Here is a 17,419-nt window from a genome sequence, read left to right on the forward strand (position 1 = left end):
CGACGACTAGATTCGCGGTGCGTGAAGACCACCTTCGTCGTCCCCGACGACCTCGAGCCGGCGCGACGCGACCCGGCCGCCCCGGCGATCGGGGAGGCCGTCCCGCCCCACAACCCGCGCTGCCACGGTTGCGGTCCGGACGCGGAGAACGGATTGCATCTCCGGGCGGTGTTCGGCGAGAACCTCACCGCCACAGCCACTCTCGTCGTCGAACCACGGTTCGAGGGTGGTCCCGGCGTGATCCACGGCGGCATCGTCTCGACGCTGTTCGACGAGATGATGGGTCTGGCGAACGTGCACCTCGGCGTCGTCGCGGTGACCGCGGTCCTCGACGTCGACTACGCCCGGCCGATCCCGGTCGGCACCACGCTCCGGCTGGTCGGTCGCGTGCTCGGCCGGCAGCGGCGGAAGGTCTACAGCGCCGTCGAGGCGTTCGACGACGCCGCCGGACCCGACGCCGAACCGCTCGCCGCCGGGCACGGCATCTTCGTCGTGGTCGACCCCCGGGCCCACTTCGCGGCCACCCGGCCCTGACGCGATCGGGGTTCGCCCGACCTTTCCCGAGTTCGCCACCATCGCCTGGTTTTGCCCGCCGGGTCGCGAAGGCGAATCCGTCATGGGGTGGCGAGGCCGCGATGTCGCGTGCGAAACCTGCTGTGACGGTTTCGGCTGCCCGACGAACGGTTCCAACTGCCCAACGAACGGCTCCAAACGCCCAACGAACGGCTCCCAACGCCCGACGAACGGTTCCAACTGCCCAACGAACGGCTCCAAACGCCCAACGAACGGTTCCGGGTGCCCAACGAACGGCGGTCGCGACAGGCGGGCCGGGCGGTCTCAGGACGAGTACGTCTCAGGACGAGTGCTTCTCAGAACGAGTACGCGTCCACCGAGGTGACCAGGGCGGCGCGGACGGCCTCGTGCAGGTCCGCGACCTGGGTGATGCGGATGCCCGACGGCAGGTCGCCGGAGCCGGCAGGGACGATCGCGTGCCGGAAGCCGAGGCGCTTGGCCTCCGCGACGCGGCGACCGATCGCGCCCACCCGGCGGACCTCGCCGGCGAGACCCACCTCGCCGATCGCGACCGTCGAGCGGGGCAACGCCTTCATCCGGCGGATGGACCCGATGGCCAGTGCGATCGCGAGGTCGGCGGCGGGTTCGGTGATCTTCATGCCGCCGACGGTCGCGACGTAGACCTCCACGTCGGAGACCTTCACCGCGATCCGACCCTCGAGCACCGCGAGGATCATCGCCACGCGTGGCGAGTCCAGTCCGCTGACCGCCCGTCGCGGGGAGGCCATCTGCGTCGGCGTGACCAGGGCCTGCACCTCGGCGACCAATGGCCGACGACCGTCCATGGTCACGGTGATCGCGGTGCCCGGGACGTCGTCGTCGCGGTGGTGCAGGAACAGGCCGGTCGGGTCGGGGACTTCATGGATGCCGTCGCCGCGCTGCTCGAAACACCCGACCTCGTCGGACGCGCCGAAGCGGTTCTTGATGCCGCGCACCATCCGCAGCGCCGAGTGCTTGTCGCCCTCGAACGCGAGCACGACGTCGACCATGTGCTCCAGCGTCCGCGGTCCCGCGACGGCCCCCTCCTTCGTGACGTGTCCGACGAGCACGACGGAGATCCCGGTGTTCTTCGCCAGTGAGGTGAGAGCCGTGGTCACGGTCCGGATCTGGGTGACACCGCCGTTCACGCCGTCGGCGCCGCCGGCGATCATGGTCTGCACGGAGTCGACGATCATCAACGTCGGTGCGACCTGTTCTGCATGGGCGAGCACGGTGTCGAGGTCGGTCTCGGCCGCCAGGAACACCTCGCTGTGTACCGCGCCGGTGCGTTCGGCCCGCAGGCGCACCTGTGCGGCGGACTCCTCGCCGGTGACGTACAGGGCGCGGCGCCCCTTCTCGGCCCAGCGCTTCACGGTCTCCAGCAACAACGTCGACTTCCCGACGCCGGGCTCACCGGCGAGCAGGACGACCGACCCGGGGACCACCCCGGTGCCGAGCACACGATCGAGTTCACTGATCCCGGTGGGCAGTGCGTCCGCGGCGGTCGCGTCGACCTCGGTGATGCGCTTGGCCGGCGACGCGGGGGCGACGGTGGCCGCACCGGGGCGGCCCGACGACGCGGCGGCGGGTGCCTCGTCGACGGTGCCCCACTCACCGCAGTCGGGGCAGCGTCCGACCCACTTCGGGGATCGGTGCCCGCAGGCGGTGCAGCGGTAACTCGGACGGGGCTTGGCCACGGCGTGACCCTATCGGCGAGCGCCGACAGTACCGGGGAGGCGGATCAGCCGGCGGTGCCGCCGGAGCCGGTGTTCGGCAGGTTCGACCCGTAGTTGTCCTGGCCGGAGCCGCCCTCGCTGCCCTCGTTGGTGCGCTCGTTCTGTTCGTTCGCCTCGGCGTTCTCGCGGTTGAGGAACTGCGAGTCGCGACGCTGGTTCACGTAGCCCGCGTCGACGGGGACGTTGACGGTGACCTTGCCCGCTCGCTGAAAGGTGAACTCCAGAGGGACGGTGAGCCCCGGACGGACCTTGGTGCCCATCCCGGTGAGGGTCACGGTGATGCGGGTCTCGGTCGGGTCGGGGGAGTTGCCCACCGAGCCGGCCTGCGACTCCTGCGCCGCGACCTGCGACGACGGCACCTCGGCCGACGACGACGCCGACCCCTCCGGCGCGTCGGTCAGCAGCAACGACGGCTGTCCGGCGCGCAGCGACTTGGTCGCCGGGAGGGCGCGGCTGCCGGAGATGGTGGCCGAGCCGCCGCCGGGGACGGTGATCGACTGCAGGGTGTCGTCCTGGTAGGCGCTGTTGTTCGAGATGAGGAACGCGACCTCGAAGGGGCCACCGTTGACGAAGGCGTCGTCGGCGTTGACCCGCGGGTAGGTGATGTGCACGTCGCGCAGGGCGAGCTGCCCCACGGTGGCGCTGCCGCCGTTGACCGCGGCCTCCTGGTTGGCGGTCTGCGAGATCTGGCCCGCGCCGCACGCGGCGACGCCGAACACGAGTGCCGAGCCGATGGCGGCCGCTGCGGCCACGCGAACGATGCCGCGCTGTGAACGGGCGACCTGGGCGGGGGACTGCTCTGCCACCGGGATTCCTCTTCAGCCTCGGGACCCGTGCGGGTCGCGCCGACGATGCACTACGGAGCGTAGTGGCTCGCGGACGCCACCGGTGCCTCGGGTGCGCAAACACCGCGCCGCCCAGCGACGTCAGGGCGCGCGGGTGGGGCCCCGACGGCGTGTCGGGGACGCCCGCAACGGCGCGTCCGCGGGGCGCCCCGGCTGTGGATAGCCGCTGGTAGGCCCCTGACCTGCACCGTTGTGTGATGCACGGAACACCCCCGTGCTAGACTGGCCCCATCGAAAGGGGCAAGTGAACTGTGAATTTCAAAGTCGGTGACACCGTCGTATACCCCCACCACGGCGCTGCGAAGGTCGAAGACATCGTGGTCCGCACCATCAAGGGTGAGCAGGTGGAGTACCTCGTCCTCAAGGTCGCCGACGGTGACATGACCGTCCAGATCCCGTCCACGAAGCTCGAGTACGTCGGTGTCCGCGACGTCGTGGGTGAAGAGGGCCTCGGCCGCGTGTTCGACGTCCTGCGTGCCCCGCACACCGAGGAGCCGACCAACTGGGCCCGCCGGTTCAAGGCCAACCAGGAGAAGCTCATCTCCGGCGACATCATCAAGGTCGCCGAGATCGTCCGCGACCTGTGGCGTCGCGAGCAGGACCGTGGTCTGTCCGCGGGTGAGAAGCGCATGCTGACCCGCGCTCGTCGTGTCCTCGTCGACGAACTCTCGCTCGCCCAGGGCACCGACGACGCCAAGGCGTCGACGATCCTCGACGAGGTCCTCGCCGCCGCGTCCTGACGGTCGACACACCATGACCTCCGCCGCCTCGACGGTGGCGCTGATCCCTGCCGCCGGGTCGGGCACTCGACTCGGCGCGGGGATCCCCAAGGCTTTCGTCGACCTGGCCGGTCGCACCATCCTGCAGCGTTGCGTCGACGGCGTGCTCGCGGCCGGGGTCGGTCACGTCGTCGTCGCGGTCCCGGCCGATCTGATCGCGGCCACCCGCGCCGACGTCCCGGATGCCCAGGTCGTCGTCGGGGGATCGGTCCGCAGCGACTCGGTCCGCGCATGCCTTGCGGCCACCGTCGGCGCCGGGACGTCCGAACCCGACGTCGTGCTCGTCCACGACGCCGCCAGGGCGCTCACCCCTCCCGCGGTGTTCGCACGTGTCGTCGACGCAGTGCTGTCCGGACACGATGCCGTGATCCCCGCCGTCCCCGTCACCGACACCCTGAAGCGCGTCGACGTCGACGGGACGGTGGTCGCCACCGTCGATCGCTCGCCGTTGCGCGCCGTGCAGACCCCACAGGGCTTCCGGCCCGAGGCGCTCGCCCGGGCGCACGCGTCGGGTGCCGACGCCACCGACGACGCCGGTCTGGCCGAGGCGTTGGGCATGGGTGTCCACGTCGTCGACGGTGACCTCATGGCCTTCAAGATCACCACCGAGTGGGACCTGCGGCTCGCACGCATGCTGTGCGAGCAGGGTGCGGCCGCGGCGCCGGCGACGCCGTGACCGGCATGCGGGTCGGCATCGGCACCGACGTACACCCGTTCCAGCCGGGCAAGCCGTGCTGGATGGTCGGACTCCACTTCCCCGACACCGACGGCTGCGAGGGTCACTCCGACGGCGACGTCGGCATCCACGCGCTGTGCGACGCGCTGATGTCGGCCGCCGGTCTCGGTGACCTGGGCGCCGTGTTCGGCACCGGTCGCCCCGAGTGGGACGGTGTCGACGGCGCGACCATGCTGACCCACGTCCGCGGCCTCGTCGCCGACGCCGGATGGACGGTCGGCAACGCGGCGGTGCAGGTCATCGCCAACCGACCCAAGATCGGTCCCCGCCGCGACGAGGCACAGCGCCTGCTGTCCGATCTCGCCGGCGGACCGGTCTCGGTGTCGGCGACCACCACCGACGGGCTCGGACTGACCGGGCGCGGCGAGGGTGTGGCGGCTGTCGCGACGGCGTTGCTCCTCGCCCGCGACGACTGACGCCTACTGTGGAGCGCGTGGATCTGTTGCTCGGCATCGACATGGGCACCGGGAGCACGAAAGGCGTCCTCGTCGACCCGGACGGGGTCGTCCTCGCCTCCCGGACCGTGGCCCACCAGATCTCGCTCCCCCGGCCCGGCTGGGCCGAGGTCGACGCCGACGCCCTGTGGTGGTCCGAGATCCGATCCGTCGCACAGGAACTGACGGCGCAGATGCCCGCCGGGTCCCGTCTCGCAGGGGTCTGTGTGAGTGGTGTCGGCCCCTGCCTCGTGCTGTGCGACGCCGACGGGACGCCGTTGCGTCCCGCGATCCTCTACGGCATCGACAGCCGCGCACACCGCGAGATCGACGCGCTGACCGAGGAACTCGGCGCCGAGGCCATCGTCGAGCAGGCCGGCACGGCCCTGTCGAGCCAGGCCGTGGGCCCGAAGATCGAGTGGGTCCGCAGGGAGGAACCCGAGGTCTTCGCCGCCGCGCGGCGCTGGTACGGGTCGAACAGCTTCGTCGCGGCGAGACTCACCGGCGAGTACGTGATGGACCACCACACCGCCAGCCAGTGCGACCCGCTCTACCTCACCCGGGAGTTCCGGTGGAACGACGAGTGGACGCAGCGCATCTGCGGTCACCTCGAGATGCCTCGACTGGTGTGGCCGCGCGACGTCGTCGGGACGGTCACCGCCGACGCCGCCGTCGCGACCGGCATCCCCGAGGGCACGCCGGTCGTCGCGGGGACCGTCGACGCCTACGCCGAGGCGTTCTCCGTCGGGGCGCGTTCGCCCGGCGACCTCATGCTGATGTACGGCTCGACGATGTTCTGCGTCCAGGTCCTGGACGGCTACCACACCGATCCCGCGCTGTGGACCACCGCCGGGGTGGAGCCGGGCAGCCTGACGTTCGCCGCGGGCACGTCGACCGCGGGCAGCCTGACCACCTGGCTGCAGACCGTCACCGGTGGCGCGTCGTTCGACGAGTTGATGGCCGAGGCGCTCGAGGTGCCGCCCGGCAGCGACGGCCTGCTGTTCCTTCCCTACCTCGCCGGTGAGCGCACGCCCGTCTTCGATCCCGACGCCCGCGGTGTGCTCGCCGGGCTGACCTTGCGGCACGCCCGCGGCCACCTGTTCCGCGCAGCGTACGAGGGCATCTCGTTCGGCATCCGCCACATCCTCGAACGCTTCGACGCGGCGAGCCCGACGGTGCGCACCATCGCCGTCGGTGGCGGACTGCGGAGCCCGATCTGGGCTCAGACGCTGTCGGACGTCACGGGCCGCACGCAGTTGGTCCCCGCGGAGGGCATCGGGGCGAGCTACGGTGACGCGCTGCTCGCCGCCATCGGGACCGGACTGGTGCCCCCGGAGACCGACTGGACCACCCTCGAGCGCGAGATCGTCCCGAACCCGAATGTGCGTGAGTTGTACGACGATCTCTATGCGCAGTGGCGAGATCTCTACCCGGCCACGCGATCCCACGTCCACGCCCTGGGGCGGATCTCCGAGCGCTGAGTGGCACCCGCCCTCGGCGAGGGGTCAGGCCGACGTGTAGCCACCGTCGATCGGGAGGTCGACGCCGGAGATCATCGACGCGGCGTCCGACGCCAGCCACACGATCGCGTCGGACACCTCGTGCGGTTCGGCGAAGCGCTGCAGCGGGATCCGACCCATCAACGGTGCGGCCTTCGCCTCGTCGCCCCACACCCGACGGCCCATGTCGGTGAGGACCACCGTGGGGCACACCGAGTTCGCGCGGATGCCGTGCGGACCGAGTTCCAGGGCCAGCACCTTCGTCGCCATCACGAGACCGGCCTTAGTCGCCGAGTAGGCGTAGTGCTCGGCCAGCGGTGTGAGCGCCGCCGCGGAGGCGACGGTGACGATCGATCCCCGGATGCCGCGCTGCACCATGTCGCGGCCCACAGCGGCGGCGAGCAGTGCGGGGGCGCGCAGGTTCACGGCGACGGTCGCGTCGAAGCCGGGGGCGTCGAGATCGAGCACCGACGCCGGGTGGGACACGCCCGCGTTGTTGACCAGGACGTCGAGACCGTCGAACGCGGCGACCGCGTCGGCGACGAGACGTTCGGGGCCGTCGTCCGCGGCGAGATCCGCCGGGCAGCATGCGATCTCGACGTCGAACTGCTCTCGAAGAGATGTCGCCTGCGCCTCGAGGTCGTCGGCGGAGCGCCCGGACAGCACGAGCCGTGCGCCCGCCGCCGCGAACGCCCGCGCGATGTCCGCGCCGAGCCCGCGGGTCGCACCGGTGACGAGTGTCCGTGCGCCGTCGAGACGGATGTCGCTCACGCGATGACCTCCTGGGGGAGTGCGGCGACGATGGCACCGGCGGTCGCCGGGTCGGTGACCAGACGGCGGTAGTACCCGCCGCGCGCCCCGCCGATGATGGACTCGACCTTGTCGGACCCGACCGCGACGGCGATGGTCACCGGGATCCGTCGCAGGATCTCGAGGTCGATCGCGATGAGCCTGTCGATGCCCTCGAAGCCGACGGGGACGCCCTCGCGGTCGTAGAAGCGCGAACACACGTCACCGACCGCACGTCGCAGTGACGTGGAGTCGGTCGGGACGAACCGTGGGATGTCGGAGCGGCTGAGAGGTGGTGCGCCGATGCCCATCAGGGCGCAGCGGGCCTGCGGCCACAGGTCGAGAACCCGTTGGATGCTCGGGTCCTGCAGCAGGGAGGGGTGCAGGTTCGGGCCCGGGAGCGCCGGCGCGAACAGGTAGGTCGCCCGGCCACCGACGCGATTGGCGACGCGACGGGTGATCTCGTTGGTCTGGTACCACTCCTCGGGCTGGTCGTTGCCGCCGACCGTCGGTGCGACGAGCACACCCGGGAGCGGCGTGAGGTCGAACCGGGACACCTCGTAGACGGTCCGTCCCGACGAGACGAGCAGCACGTCGCCCGGTGCGAGCCCGGCCTCGGACAGTGCACGGGCCACCGCCGGTGCCAGGGTCCCGCCCATCACGTCGACGGCCGACCGTCCCGAGGTGGGCGGCAGTGCGGGGGAGAGGTACACCGACTCGAGTCCGAGCAGGTCGGCGACGCGACGGGAGAGTTCGTCGGCGGGCAGGTCGGACCCGGGCGGCACCACCTCGATGCGTACGATCCCGCACCTCTTCGCCTCCGCGAGCAGTCGCGAGACGGTCGCTCGACTGGTGCCGAGACGGGCCGCGACCTCCGCCTGCGTGGCGTCCTCCTCGTAGTAGAGGCGTGCTGCCGCATAGAGCAGCGCCGGGTCGTAGACGCCGGGGTCGGGCAGGGCCATGGCGATGAGTATGGCACCGCGGCGGATGCCGTGAGCATGTGTTCACGACACCCGCCAACATGAACAGGTGTTCTGAACATTTGCTTGCGCGAGGGATGCGCCGTCGTTAATGTGACTGCCACCACAGATCCGGTGACGCATGACGCGGCTCACCGCGCGAGGAGAAGACATGAGCGAGATCCCCGAGAAGATGCAGGCCGTGGTGTGCCACGGGCCGGAGGACTACCGGCTCGAGGAGGTGGTCGTGCCCACACCCGGCCCCGGGGAGGCCCTGGTCGCCGTCGAGGCGGTCGGCATCTGCGCGAGCGACCTGAAGTGCTACCACGGTGCCGCCAAGTTCTGGGGTGACGAGAACCGTCCCGCCTGGGCCGAGACCATGGTGATCCCCGGCCATGAGTTCGCCGGTCGCGTCGTGCAGCTCGACGATGCCGCCGCGCGGCGCTGGGGCATCGCCGTGGGTGACCGGGTGGTCTCCGAGCAGATCGTGCCGTGTTGGGAGTGCCGCTTCTGTCGTCGCGGCGAGTACCACATGTGCGCACCGCACGACCTCTACGGATTCAAGCGCCGCACCCCCGGCGCGATGGCGTCGTACATGGTGTTCCCTGCCGAGGCCCTGGTGCACAAGGTCCCCGGTGACATCGCCCCACAGCACGCCGCGTTCGCCGAGCCGCTCTCGTGCTCGCTGCACGCCGTCGAGCGCGCGCGGATCCAGTTCGAGGACACCGTCGTCGTCGCCGGCTGCGGCCCCATCGGCCTCGGCATGATCGCCGGCGCGAAGTCCAAGAACCCCATGCGCGTCATCGCCCTGGACATGGCACCGGAGAAGCTCGAGCTCGCGACGAGGTGCGGTGCCGATTTGACGATCAACATCGCCGAGGAGGACGCGATCGCGATCGTCCGCGACCTCACCGAGGGCTACGGCGCCGACGTGTACCTCGAGGGCACCGGCCACCCGTCGGCCGTGGGGCAGGGGCTGAACATCCTCCGCAAGCTCGGTCGCTACGTCGAGTACGGCGTCTTCGGCAGTGAGGCGTCCGTCGACTGGAGCATCATCAGCGACGACAAGGAGCTCGACGTCCTCGGTGCTCACCTCGGACCGAACTGCTGGCCCGCGGCGATCGCGATGATCGAGTCGGGACGCCTCCCGATGGACGAGATCTGCACGCACCAGTTCCCGCTCGCCGAGTTCCAGAAGGGCCTCGACATGGTCGGGTCCGGCCGGGAGTCGGTCAAGGTCTCCCTCATCCCCGAGGCGGCGGTCTGATGGCGTCGCAGGGATCCCCGATGGACCGGCGCTTCTCGCGCCGGGACGTGTTGCGCGCGATAGGCATCGCGGGTGCCGCGGCGGCGACGGTGCCGATCCTCGGTGCCTGCGGTATCGGCGGTCGCGTGAACGAGCCCAACGGCGCGTCGGCGGTCACGGGGGCGTTCGACTGGAAGAGCCAGAAGGGCCAGACGCTCTCGATCCTGCAGACCCCGCACCCGTACCAGCTCTCGTACCAGCCGCTGCTGGCCGAGTTCACCGAACTGACCGGCATCGAGGTGAAGGTCGATCTCGTCCCCGAGGCCGACTACTTCACCAAGCTGAACACCGAACTCGCCGGTGGTACCGGCAAACACGACTGCTTCATGCTCGGTGCCTACTTCATCTGGCAGTACGGCCCGCCCGGGTGGCTCGAGGACCTCGGCCCGTGGATCGCCAACGCCTCGGCGACGAACCAGGGGTACGACTTCGAGGACATCTTCGAAGGCCTGCGACAGTCCACGCGGTGGGATTTCGAGCTCGGCAACCCGATCGGCTCGGGCGGCCAGTGGGCCATCCCGTGGGGCTTCGAGAACAACGTCGTCGCCTACAACAAGGCCTACTTCGACCGCCGCGGCATCAAGCTCCCGACCACGTTCGACGATTTCATCCAGCTCGCCACCGATCTCACCGACCGGTCGGAGAACCGCTACGGCATCGCCACCCGCGGGTCGAAGTCGTGGGCGACCATCCACCCCGGCTTCATGACGCAGTACACGCGTGAGGGCGCCGTCGACTACCGCGTCCAGGGCTCCGACCTCATCGCGGAGATGAACAGCCCGAAGGCGGTCGAGTTCACGAAGAAGTGGACCGAGATGCAGAAGGCTGCCGGGCCGACGTCGTGGACCACCTACGACTACCCGCAGGCCACCGGTGATCTCGGCGACGGGACCGCGATGATGGTCTACGACGCCGACTCCGCGACGTACCCGAAGAACAAGCCGGGCGCGAGCAAGGAGGCCGGCAACCTCGGCTGGTACCCGGGCCCCGCCGGGCCCGACGGCAACTACCGGACGAACCTGTGGACGTGGAGCTGGGCGATGAACGCCCGCTCGAAGCGCAAGCCCGCGGCCTGGCTGTTCATGCAGTGGGCGACCGGCAAGGAGTCGATGAACAAGGCCGTCGAGGGCGGCATCTACGCCGATCCCGTACGGAAGTCGGTGTTCGACACCACGTTCACGCGCATCGCGGCGAACCAGCCCGGCTACCTCGAGACCTTCGAGACCGTCATCGGCTCGTCGAAGATCCAGTTCACCCCGCAGAAGAAGTTCTTCGACACGACGAAGGACTGGGCGGTGGCGCTCCAGGACATCTACGGCGGCGACGACGCGCAGTCGCGGCTGAACAGCCTGGCCAAGACCAACACGTCCAAAGTCAACCTGTAGAGGGCGGGACCACCATGTCAACCCAGACGTCGACGCCCACCGAGGCGTCCTCCGCCGCACCGGATCCGGTGCCCGGCAGGTCGTTGCCGGAGGTGCCCTCCTGGCGCCGACGGCTCCGGCCCTACCTGCTGTCGCTCCCCGCGGTGGCGATCGTCATCGGCATCCTCTACCCGTTCGTGGTGGGCGCCTACTACGCGTTCCTGAACTACGCCGCGGTCAACCCCGACCCGGTCTTCGTGTGGTTCGACAACTTCAAGTCCGTCCTCGGGGACGAGATCTTCTGGTCGAGCGTGCGCACCACCGCGGTCTTCGCGGTCGGTGCGACGCTCCTCGAGACGCTCCTCGGCGTGGGACTCGCGTTGCTGCTCAACAGGTCCAGCATCGTCGGGAAGATCTTCGAGAAGGTGCTCATCCTGCCGCTGATGATCGCGCCCGTCATCGCGGGCGTGATCTGGAAGCTGATGTTCAACCCGCAGTTCGGCATCCTCAACCACGTCTTCGGTCTCGGCAGCACGTTCGACTGGCTGTCGAAGTCGAACGCGCTGTTCTCGGTGATCCTCGTCGACATCTGGATCTTCACCCCGTTCGTCGCGATCCTGGTGCTCGCCGGCATCCGGTCGCTGCCGAAGGAGCCGTTCGAGGCCTCCGAGATCGACGGCGCCGGGTGGTTCTACATGTTCCGAAAGCTGATGCTGCCGATGATCTGGCCGTACATCCTGGTGGCCGTCATCTTCCGGTTCATGGACAACCTCAAGGTGTTCGACCACATCTACGTCCTCACCGCGGGTGGCCCGGGTGTCGCGACCCGCACCCTGCAGATCGGTGCGTTCGAGGACTCGATCATCAACCTCGACTACTCCCGCGGCAGCACCTACATGCTGCTGCTCTGGATCCTCGTGTTCATCACCGCACGCATCCTCGTGGGCGTGCTGGGCAAGGCGCAGCGTCGTGCTGCCGGAGCGGAGTCCTGATGGCCGGCATTCGTGTCCCCAAGCCGCACCTCCCGCGTCGAGAGGAGCTGCTGCCCGGTCGCAAGCGAATCACCGGCGGGTCGGTCGCAGCCGACCTCACCCTCCTGGTGTGGTTCGTCTTCTCGCTGTTCCCGATCGCGTGGATGGTGATCCTCGCGCTGAAGAACTCGGCCGAGCAGACCACGACGTACTTCTCGTTCAGCCCGACGTGGTCGAACTTCGCCACCGTGCTCTCGAGCAAGGGCGAGCGGATGACCAGCGTCGACTTCACCGCGTCGCTGTGGACCAGCGTCCTCAACTGTGGTGGCGCGGTGATCGTCTCGCTGGTGATCGGCATCCCCGCGGCCTACGCGGCCGGTCGGTGGAAGTACCGCGGCAGCGACGACCTGATGTTCCAGATGCTCTCGTTCCGGTTCGCCCCGGAGCTGATGGTGATCGTCCCGTTGTTCGTCATCTACAACCAGGTGGGTCTGTTCGACACCAAGGTCGGCATGATCTGGGTGCTGCAGTTGGTGACGATGCCGCTGGTCGTGTGGATCCTGCGGTCCTACTTCCAGGATCTCCCCGAGGACCTCGAGCAGGCCGCCCTCCTCGACGGGTACACCCGCAGCCGCGCGTTCGTCATGGTCGCGCTGCCGATGGTGCGCCCCGGCATCGCGGCCGCCGCGCTGTTGGCGTTCATCTTCGCCTGGAACAACTACGTGTTCCCGCTGATCCTCGCCGACAGCAACGCCGGCACGGTCACCGTCGCCATCACCAAGTTCCTCGGTGGCGGCGGCCAGGCCTACTACAACCTCACCGCCGCGGCGGCGGTGATCGCAGCCCTGCCCCCGCTGGTCCTGGCGCTGACCATCCAGCGGTACCTCGTGCGGGGCCTGTCCTTCGGAGCGGTGAAATCCTGATGGCCACAATGGAACTGCGCGGACTGCGCAAGACCTACGGAAAGACGACAGCGGTGTCCGACATCTCCGTCGACATCGCCGACGGCGAGTTCTTCGTCATCCTCGGCCCCAGCGGGGCGGGGAAGACGACGACTCTCAAGTCGATCGCCGGGCTCGTCGACGTCGACGCCGGTTCGGTGCACATCGGTGGTGTCGACATGACCCGGGTGGAGCCGTATCACCGCAACGTCGCGATGGCGTTCGAGAGCTATGCGCTCTACCCGCAGAAGACGGTCAGTGAGAACCTGGCGTCGCCGCTCAAATCCGGTCGCACGGGCAAGTACTCGTCGGCCCAGCGGGGCGAGCGCATCGACCAGGTGACCACCACCCTCGGCATCAACCATCTGCTGCAGCGGTTCCCGCGGGAGCTGTCGAACGGGCAACGGCAGCGTGTGGCCCTCGGCCGAGTGCTGGTGCGCCCGGCCGACGTCTACCTGCTCGACGAGCCGCTGAGCCATCTCGACGCGAAGCTCCGCGCGGCCATGCGCGCCGAGCTCAAGCAGCTCGGCCAGATGTCGAACACCACGACGGTGTACGTCACGCACGACTACCAGGAGGCCCTCGCCCTCGGTGACCGCATCGCGGTCATGCGAGAGGGCGAGCTCGTGCAGATCGGTACACCGCAGGAGATCTGGCGACGTCCGGCGGACACGTTCGTCGCCCGGGCGCTCGGTCAGCCGGAGATGAACCTGCTCGACGCGGTGGTCGACGCCGGTGACGGGGGCGCGACGTTCCGCCTCGGCGACGGCAGCGTCGACCTCGCGGTTCCCGCCGGTGCGCAGGTGTCGCGGGGCGACCGTGTGCGCGTCGGGCTGCGTCCGTGCGACCTGTCCGTCGGGGACGGATCCGCGGAGGGAATCCGTGGTCGGGTCCTGCTTGCCGAACGTCTCGGTCGCAACGTCGAACTCACGGTGCAGGCGGGCGGCGAGCAGGTCGTCGTGCTCGTCTCCAGTCGCTCCGGGGTCGGCGAGGGATCCGAGGTGACGCTGACCGTCGCCCCCGACGACATCCACCTCTTCGCCGCCGGCTCCGGCGGCGAGGACACCGCCCGGCTCGACGCCGTGCGGACCAGCAGCATGGAGGCACTCGCATGAGCATCCTGTCCGAACGCCGTCGCGGCGGCGAGCAGGTGACACAGGGCGCGCAGAGTCTGACCCTGTCGGACCTGGTGAAGACCTACTCGGCCCGGGGGCGGGAGGAGTTCCGCGCCGTCAAGGGACTGAACCTGGCCATCGAGCCCGGCGAATTGATCGCGCTGCTCGGACCGTCCGGCTGCGGGAAGACCACGACGCTGCGGATGATCGCGGGTCTGGAGACGGTGACCAGCGGGTCGATCCGCATCGGCGACACCGAGGTCTCGCAGATGCCGGCGGCGCAGCGACGCGTCGGCGTCGGCTTCGAGAGCTACGCGCTCTATCCGCCGATGTCGGTGCGCGAGAACCTCCTCTACGGGCTGAAGGCCCGCAAGGTGCCCGACGCCGCCGCCAAGGTCGACGCCATCGCCGAGCGCCTCGAGATGACCGACATGATGGACCTCCGCCCGGCCGGGTTGTCGAGCGGTCAGAAGCAGCGCGTCGCCCTGGCGCGTGCGCTCGTGCGGAACCCGCCGGTGCTGTTGCTGGACGAGCCGCTGAGCCACCTCGACGCGTCCGCGCGTCAGCGGGTCCGCCGCGAACTCAAGGTGCTGCAGCGCGAGTTCGGCTACACCACGATCGTCGTCACCCACGACCAGGTGGAGGCGCTCTCGCTCGCCGACCGTCTCGCCGTGATGGACGGCGGTGTGGTGCAGCAGTTCGGGACCCCCGACGAGGTCTTCGACGACCCGTCCAACCTCTTCGTCGCGCAGTTCGTCGGCGAGCCCGCGATCACCGTCCTCCCGGGCGTGGCGCGGCATCGCGACGGTCGCGTCGTCGTCGAGATCGGTTCGGGTGGTGGGGCCCTGGCGACCACCGTCGAGTCCGTCGCCGACGGCACCGCGGTGACGGTCGGGATCCGTCCCCAGGACGCGACCGTCCGCGCTGCGGACGAGACGCAGGGTACGGGTGTACCGGCCGCGGCGACATCGGGTGTCTCCGCCACCGTCGCGTACTTCGAGCATCTGCTCGAGTTCGGCCTCGCCACCGCGACCGTGCCCGGGCGCGAGGAGGGCATCGTCGTCGCGACGCCGCCCGAGCAGACGTGGTCCGCCGAGGACCGCGTCGTCGTCGACGCCCCGGCCGAACGCGTCTACCTCTTCGACGCGTCGAGTGGGGAGCGTCTACGGTGACCCGCCTGCACGACGACCCGGCGCAGTTCACCGACGACATGCTGACCGGCTTCCTCGACGTCCACGCCGACCGTGTCGCGGGCGTGCGGGGAGGCGTGGTGCGCGCGACGACCACCCCGCGCGGGAAGGTGGCGGTGGTGGTCGGCGGCGGGTCCGGGCACTACCCGGCCTTCTGCGGCGTCGTCGGTCCCGGGTTCGCCGACGGTGCCGTGGTGGGTAACATCTTCACCTCGCCGTCGGCCGACGACGCGACCTCGGTCGCGCGGGCCGCGCACTCCGACGCGGGCGTGCTGCTCACCACCGGCAACTACGCCGGGGATGTCATGAACTTCGGCCTCGCGGTCACGCAGCTGCGGTCGGAGGGGATCGACGCCGAGTACGTCGCGGTCACCGACGACGTCGCCAGCGCGCCGGTCGGTGAGGAACCGCGGCGACGCGGCATCGCCGGGGACTTTACGGTGTTCAAGTGCGCGTCGGCCGCTGCGGAGGAGGGCGCCGATCTCGCGGAGGTCGTTCGCGTGGCGCGTGCCGCCAACGACGCCACCCGCACCCTCGGTGTCGCCTTCGACGGCTGCACCATGCCCGGCGCGAGCGATCCCCTGTTCACCGTGCCCGTGGGACAGATGGGCGTCGGCCTCGGCATCCACGGCGAGCCCGGCGTGTCCGACGAACCTCTGCCGACGGCCGCAGACCTCGCCCGCACCCTCGTCGACGGCGTGCTGGCCGAGGAGCCCGCCGACCGCACCGGACGGATCGCCGTGATCCTCAACGGTCTCGGACGCACCAAGTACGAGGAGCTGTTCGTCGTGTGGGGGAGCGTCGCGCGCCTGCTGCGCGAGCGCGGGTACACCATAGTGGAGCCCGAGGTCGGTGAGCTGGTCACCAGCCTCGACATGGCCGGGTGCTCGCTGACGGTGATGTGGCTCGACGAGGAACTCGAACGTCTGTGGACCGCGCCCGCCGACACGCCGGCGTACCGCAAGGGCGTCGCGGTGACGGATCGCGGGGAGCGGCGATCCGCCGACGACTCCGCCACCACCGAGACCGTCGACCCGTCGCTGCTGTCCGACGACGACGGTCGCGACGCGGCGGCCCGCATCGCGCGGACGCTGAGAGCGATGGCCGCGATGCTGGCCGACGCCGAGGACGAGCTCGGCCGCATCGACGCCGTCGCCGGCGACGGCGACCACGGCCGCGGGATGGTCAAGGGATCCTCGGCGGGCGCGCGGGCCGCCGACGAGGCGGTCGAGGCGGGCGCCGGTCCGTCGTCGACACTGGCCGCCGCCGGATCGGCGTGGGCGTCGCAGGCCGGCGGCACATCCGGCGTGCTCTGGGGAGCGATGCTCACCGCGATCGGCGCGGCCCTCGGCGACACCGGCAGGCCCGACGGCACGGCCATCGCGCAGGGCGTGCGCGACGGGTACGACGCGCTCATCGCCCTCGGCGGTGCCGCGCCGGGGGACAAGACGATGCTCGACGCCCTCGGCCCGTTCGTCGACGACCTCGAGCGTGGTCTCGCCGACGGCAGCCCGTGGCAGGAGGCGTGGACACACGCCGCCGAGGTCGCCACCACCGCGGCCGCGGACACCGCGCAGTTGCGGCCCCGCGTCGGCCGCGCCCGACCGCTCGCCGAGCGCAGCGTCGGCACCCCCGACGCCGGCGCCACGTCCCTGGCCATGTGCGCGCAGACCGTCGCGTCCGAACTGGCCACCCACACCACAGGAGGTCCGCGATGAGCGAGAAGTTCCGGATCGTCGTCGGTGCCGACGACGCCGGTCTGGAGTACAAGGAGATCCTCAAGCGGGACCTCGAGGCCGACGGCCGTGTCGAGGTGGTCACCGACGTCGGGGTGTCCGGAGACGCCGACCACACCGCGTACCCGCACGTCGCGGTGGCGGCGGCTCGGATGGTCGCGGACGGTGAGGCCGACCGGGCCCTGCTGGTGTGCGGGACCGGGCTCGGGATGGCGATCAGTGCCAACAAGGTGGCCGGGATCCGCGCCGTGACCGCCCACGACAGCTTCTCGGTGGAACGGTCGGTGCTCTCGAACGACGCGCAGGTCCTGTGCTTCGGACAGCGCGTCGTCGGCGTCGAGTTGGCCCGTCGGCTCGCCAAGGAGTGGCTGGAGTACACCTTCGACCAGTCGAGCGCCTCGGCGGCGAAGGTCGATGCCCTGCGGGGATACGAGTCCGGCGGGGACTGCTGAGCGCGGTCCTCCAGT

At 70.2% G+C, this 17,419-nt stretch carries 17 protein-coding genes; 13 read left to right on the forward strand and 4 right to left on the reverse strand.

The genetic code is table 11. From position 1 onward, the window contains the following. The first annotated feature begins 21 nt into the window (after positions 1-21). Entirely contained in the window at positions 22-534 is a 513-nt protein-coding gene (locus LX12_RS14720; protein WP_253655326.1) for a PaaI family thioesterase, read from the forward strand. A gap of 335 nt (positions 535-869) precedes the next feature. Here the strand turns inward: LX12_RS14720 and radA are convergent, their stop codons facing one another. Both radA and LX12_RS14730 read right to left on the reverse strand, forming a co-directional pair. Then, positions 870-2,249 carry a DNA repair protein RadA gene (gene radA, locus LX12_RS14725; protein WP_253655327.1) on the reverse strand — a complete coding sequence of 460 codons (1,380 nt, stop codon included), beginning with the start codon at positions 2,247-2,249 and terminating at the stop codon, positions 870-872. A gap of 44 nt (positions 2,250-2,293) precedes the next feature. Beyond that, positions 2,294-3,094, reverse strand: coding sequence for a copper chaperone PCu(A)C domain-containing protein (locus LX12_RS14730; RefSeq protein ID WP_253655328.1), 801 nt, complete (start codon positions 3,092-3,094; stop codon positions 2,294-2,296). Between the two features lie 290 nt (positions 3,095-3,384). On the opposite strand from LX12_RS14730, the gene LX12_RS14735 reads away from it, so the two are divergent. The 4 genes from LX12_RS14735 to LX12_RS14750 are packed head-to-tail and all read left to right on the forward strand — an operon-like array spanning position 3,385 to position 6,563. Further along, a complete protein-coding gene (locus LX12_RS14735) occupies positions 3,385-3,873 on the forward strand; it encodes a CarD family transcriptional regulator (RefSeq protein ID WP_253655329.1) in 489 nt (162 codons plus the stop codon). Positions 3,874-3,886: 13 nt separating this feature from the next. Then, positions 3,887-4,588, forward strand: a complete 702-nt coding sequence (ispD, locus tag LX12_RS14740) for a 2-C-methyl-D-erythritol 4-phosphate cytidylyltransferase (protein ID WP_253655330.1) — start codon at positions 3,887-3,889, stop codon at positions 4,586-4,588. A 5-nt stretch (positions 4,589-4,593) separates the two neighbouring features. Then, positions 4,594-5,064 carry a 2-C-methyl-D-erythritol 2,4-cyclodiphosphate synthase gene (gene ispF / locus LX12_RS14745; RefSeq protein ID WP_253655331.1) on the forward strand — a complete coding sequence of 157 codons (471 nt, stop codon included), beginning with the start codon at positions 4,594-4,596 and terminating at the stop codon, positions 5,062-5,064. 17 nt (positions 5,065-5,081) lie between these two features. Further along, on the forward strand, positions 5,082-6,563 hold the full coding sequence (locus tag LX12_RS14750) for an FGGY-family carbohydrate kinase (RefSeq protein ID WP_253655332.1): 1,482 nt from the start codon (positions 5,082-5,084) through the stop codon (positions 6,561-6,563). Between the two features lie 24 nt (positions 6,564-6,587). On the opposite strand, the gene LX12_RS14755 is transcribed toward LX12_RS14750, so the two are convergent. Then, positions 6,588-7,352 (reverse strand): SDR family NAD(P)-dependent oxidoreductase, encoded by a 765-nt coding sequence (locus tag LX12_RS14755; protein ID WP_253655333.1) that lies wholly within the window; start codon positions 7,350-7,352, stop codon positions 6,588-6,590. Then, entirely contained in the window at positions 7,349-8,332 is a 984-nt protein-coding gene (locus LX12_RS14760) for a sugar-binding transcriptional regulator (protein WP_253655334.1), read from the reverse strand. The genes LX12_RS14755 and LX12_RS14760 overlap by 4 nt, the downstream gene beginning before the upstream one ends. Positions 8,333-8,501: 169 nt before the next feature. On the opposite strand from LX12_RS14760, the gene eltD reads away from it, so the two are divergent. Genes eltD through LX12_RS14800 form a run of 8 tightly spaced genes read left to right on the forward strand, consistent with a single transcriptional unit; the run spans position 8,502 to position 17,404 of the window. After that, positions 8,502-9,596 (forward strand): erythritol/L-threitol dehyrogenase, encoded by a 1,095-nt coding sequence (gene eltD / locus LX12_RS14765; protein WP_253655335.1) that lies wholly within the window; start codon positions 8,502-8,504, stop codon positions 9,594-9,596. Positions 9,597-9,616: 20 nt separating this feature from the next. Next, complete coding sequence (locus tag LX12_RS14770; RefSeq protein WP_253655336.1) at positions 9,617-11,020, forward strand: ABC transporter substrate-binding protein; 1,404 nt, start codon at positions 9,617-9,619, stop codon at positions 11,018-11,020. 14 nt (positions 11,021-11,034) lie between these two features. After that, positions 11,035-11,991, forward strand: a complete 957-nt coding sequence (locus LX12_RS14775) for a carbohydrate ABC transporter permease (protein WP_253655337.1) — start codon at positions 11,035-11,037, stop codon at positions 11,989-11,991. Then, a complete protein-coding gene (locus LX12_RS14780) occupies positions 11,991-12,893 on the forward strand; it encodes a carbohydrate ABC transporter permease (RefSeq protein WP_253655338.1) in 903 nt (300 codons plus the stop codon). The genes LX12_RS14775 and LX12_RS14780 overlap by 1 nt, the downstream gene beginning before the upstream one ends. Beyond that, positions 12,893-14,026: an ABC transporter ATP-binding protein gene (locus tag LX12_RS14785; RefSeq protein ID WP_253655339.1), complete on the forward strand. Its 1,134-nt coding sequence runs from the start codon at positions 12,893-12,895 to the stop codon at positions 14,024-14,026. Before LX12_RS14780 ends, LX12_RS14785 begins: the two co-directional genes overlap by 1 nt. Beyond that, positions 14,023-15,198, forward strand: coding sequence for an ABC transporter ATP-binding protein (locus LX12_RS14790; RefSeq protein ID WP_253655340.1), 1,176 nt, complete (start codon positions 14,023-14,025; stop codon positions 15,196-15,198). The genes LX12_RS14785 and LX12_RS14790 overlap by 4 nt, the downstream gene beginning before the upstream one ends. Beyond that, the gene (locus LX12_RS14795) at positions 15,195-16,934 is read left to right on the forward strand and encodes a dihydroxyacetone kinase family protein (protein WP_253655341.1); all 1,740 of its coding nucleotides are present in this window, start codon (positions 15,195-15,197) and stop codon (positions 16,932-16,934) included. Before LX12_RS14790 ends, LX12_RS14795 begins: the two co-directional genes overlap by 4 nt. Beyond that, entirely contained in the window at positions 16,931-17,404 is a 474-nt protein-coding gene (locus tag LX12_RS14800) for a ribose-5-phosphate isomerase (RefSeq protein WP_253655342.1), read from the forward strand. The genes LX12_RS14795 and LX12_RS14800 overlap by 4 nt, the downstream gene beginning before the upstream one ends. Positions 17,405-17,419: the final 15 nt, after the last annotated feature.

It is taken from the genome of Williamsia serinedens (genome assembly GCF_024171725.1).
Classification (GTDB): domain Bacteria; phylum Actinomycetota; class Actinomycetes; order Mycobacteriales; family Mycobacteriaceae; genus Williamsia_A; species Williamsia_A serinedens.

What these genes read in the sequence shown, in the direction of transcription:
- ispD (WP_253655330.1), top strand. Translation starts at nt 3,887, where the DNA reads ATGACCTCCGCCGCCTCGACGGTGGCGCTGATCCCTGCCGCCGGGTCG.
- ispF (WP_253655331.1), top strand. Translation starts at nt 4,594, where the DNA reads ATGCGGGTCGGCATCGGCACCGACGTACACCCGTTCCAGCCGGGCAAG.
- LX12_RS14760 (WP_253655334.1), bottom strand. Translation starts at nt 8,332, where the DNA reads ATGGCCCTGCCCGACCCCGGCGTCTACGACCCGGCGCTGCTCTATGCG.
- eltD (WP_253655335.1), top strand. Translation starts at nt 8,502, where the DNA reads ATGAGCGAGATCCCCGAGAAGATGCAGGCCGTGGTGTGCCACGGGCCG.
- LX12_RS14770 (WP_253655336.1), top strand. Translation starts at nt 9,617, where the DNA reads ATGGACCGGCGCTTCTCGCGCCGGGACGTGTTGCGCGCGATAGGCATC.
- LX12_RS14775 (WP_253655337.1), top strand. Translation starts at nt 11,035, where the DNA reads ATGTCAACCCAGACGTCGACGCCCACCGAGGCGTCCTCCGCCGCACCG.
- LX12_RS14780 (WP_253655338.1), top strand. Translation starts at nt 11,991, where the DNA reads ATGGCCGGCATTCGTGTCCCCAAGCCGCACCTCCCGCGTCGAGAGGAG.
- LX12_RS14785 (WP_253655339.1), top strand. Translation starts at nt 12,893, where the DNA reads ATGGCCACAATGGAACTGCGCGGACTGCGCAAGACCTACGGAAAGACG.
- LX12_RS14790 (WP_253655340.1), top strand. Translation starts at nt 14,023, where the DNA reads ATGAGCATCCTGTCCGAACGCCGTCGCGGCGGCGAGCAGGTGACACAG.
- LX12_RS14800 (WP_253655342.1), top strand. Translation starts at nt 16,931, where the DNA reads ATGAGCGAGAAGTTCCGGATCGTCGTCGGTGCCGACGACGCCGGTCTG.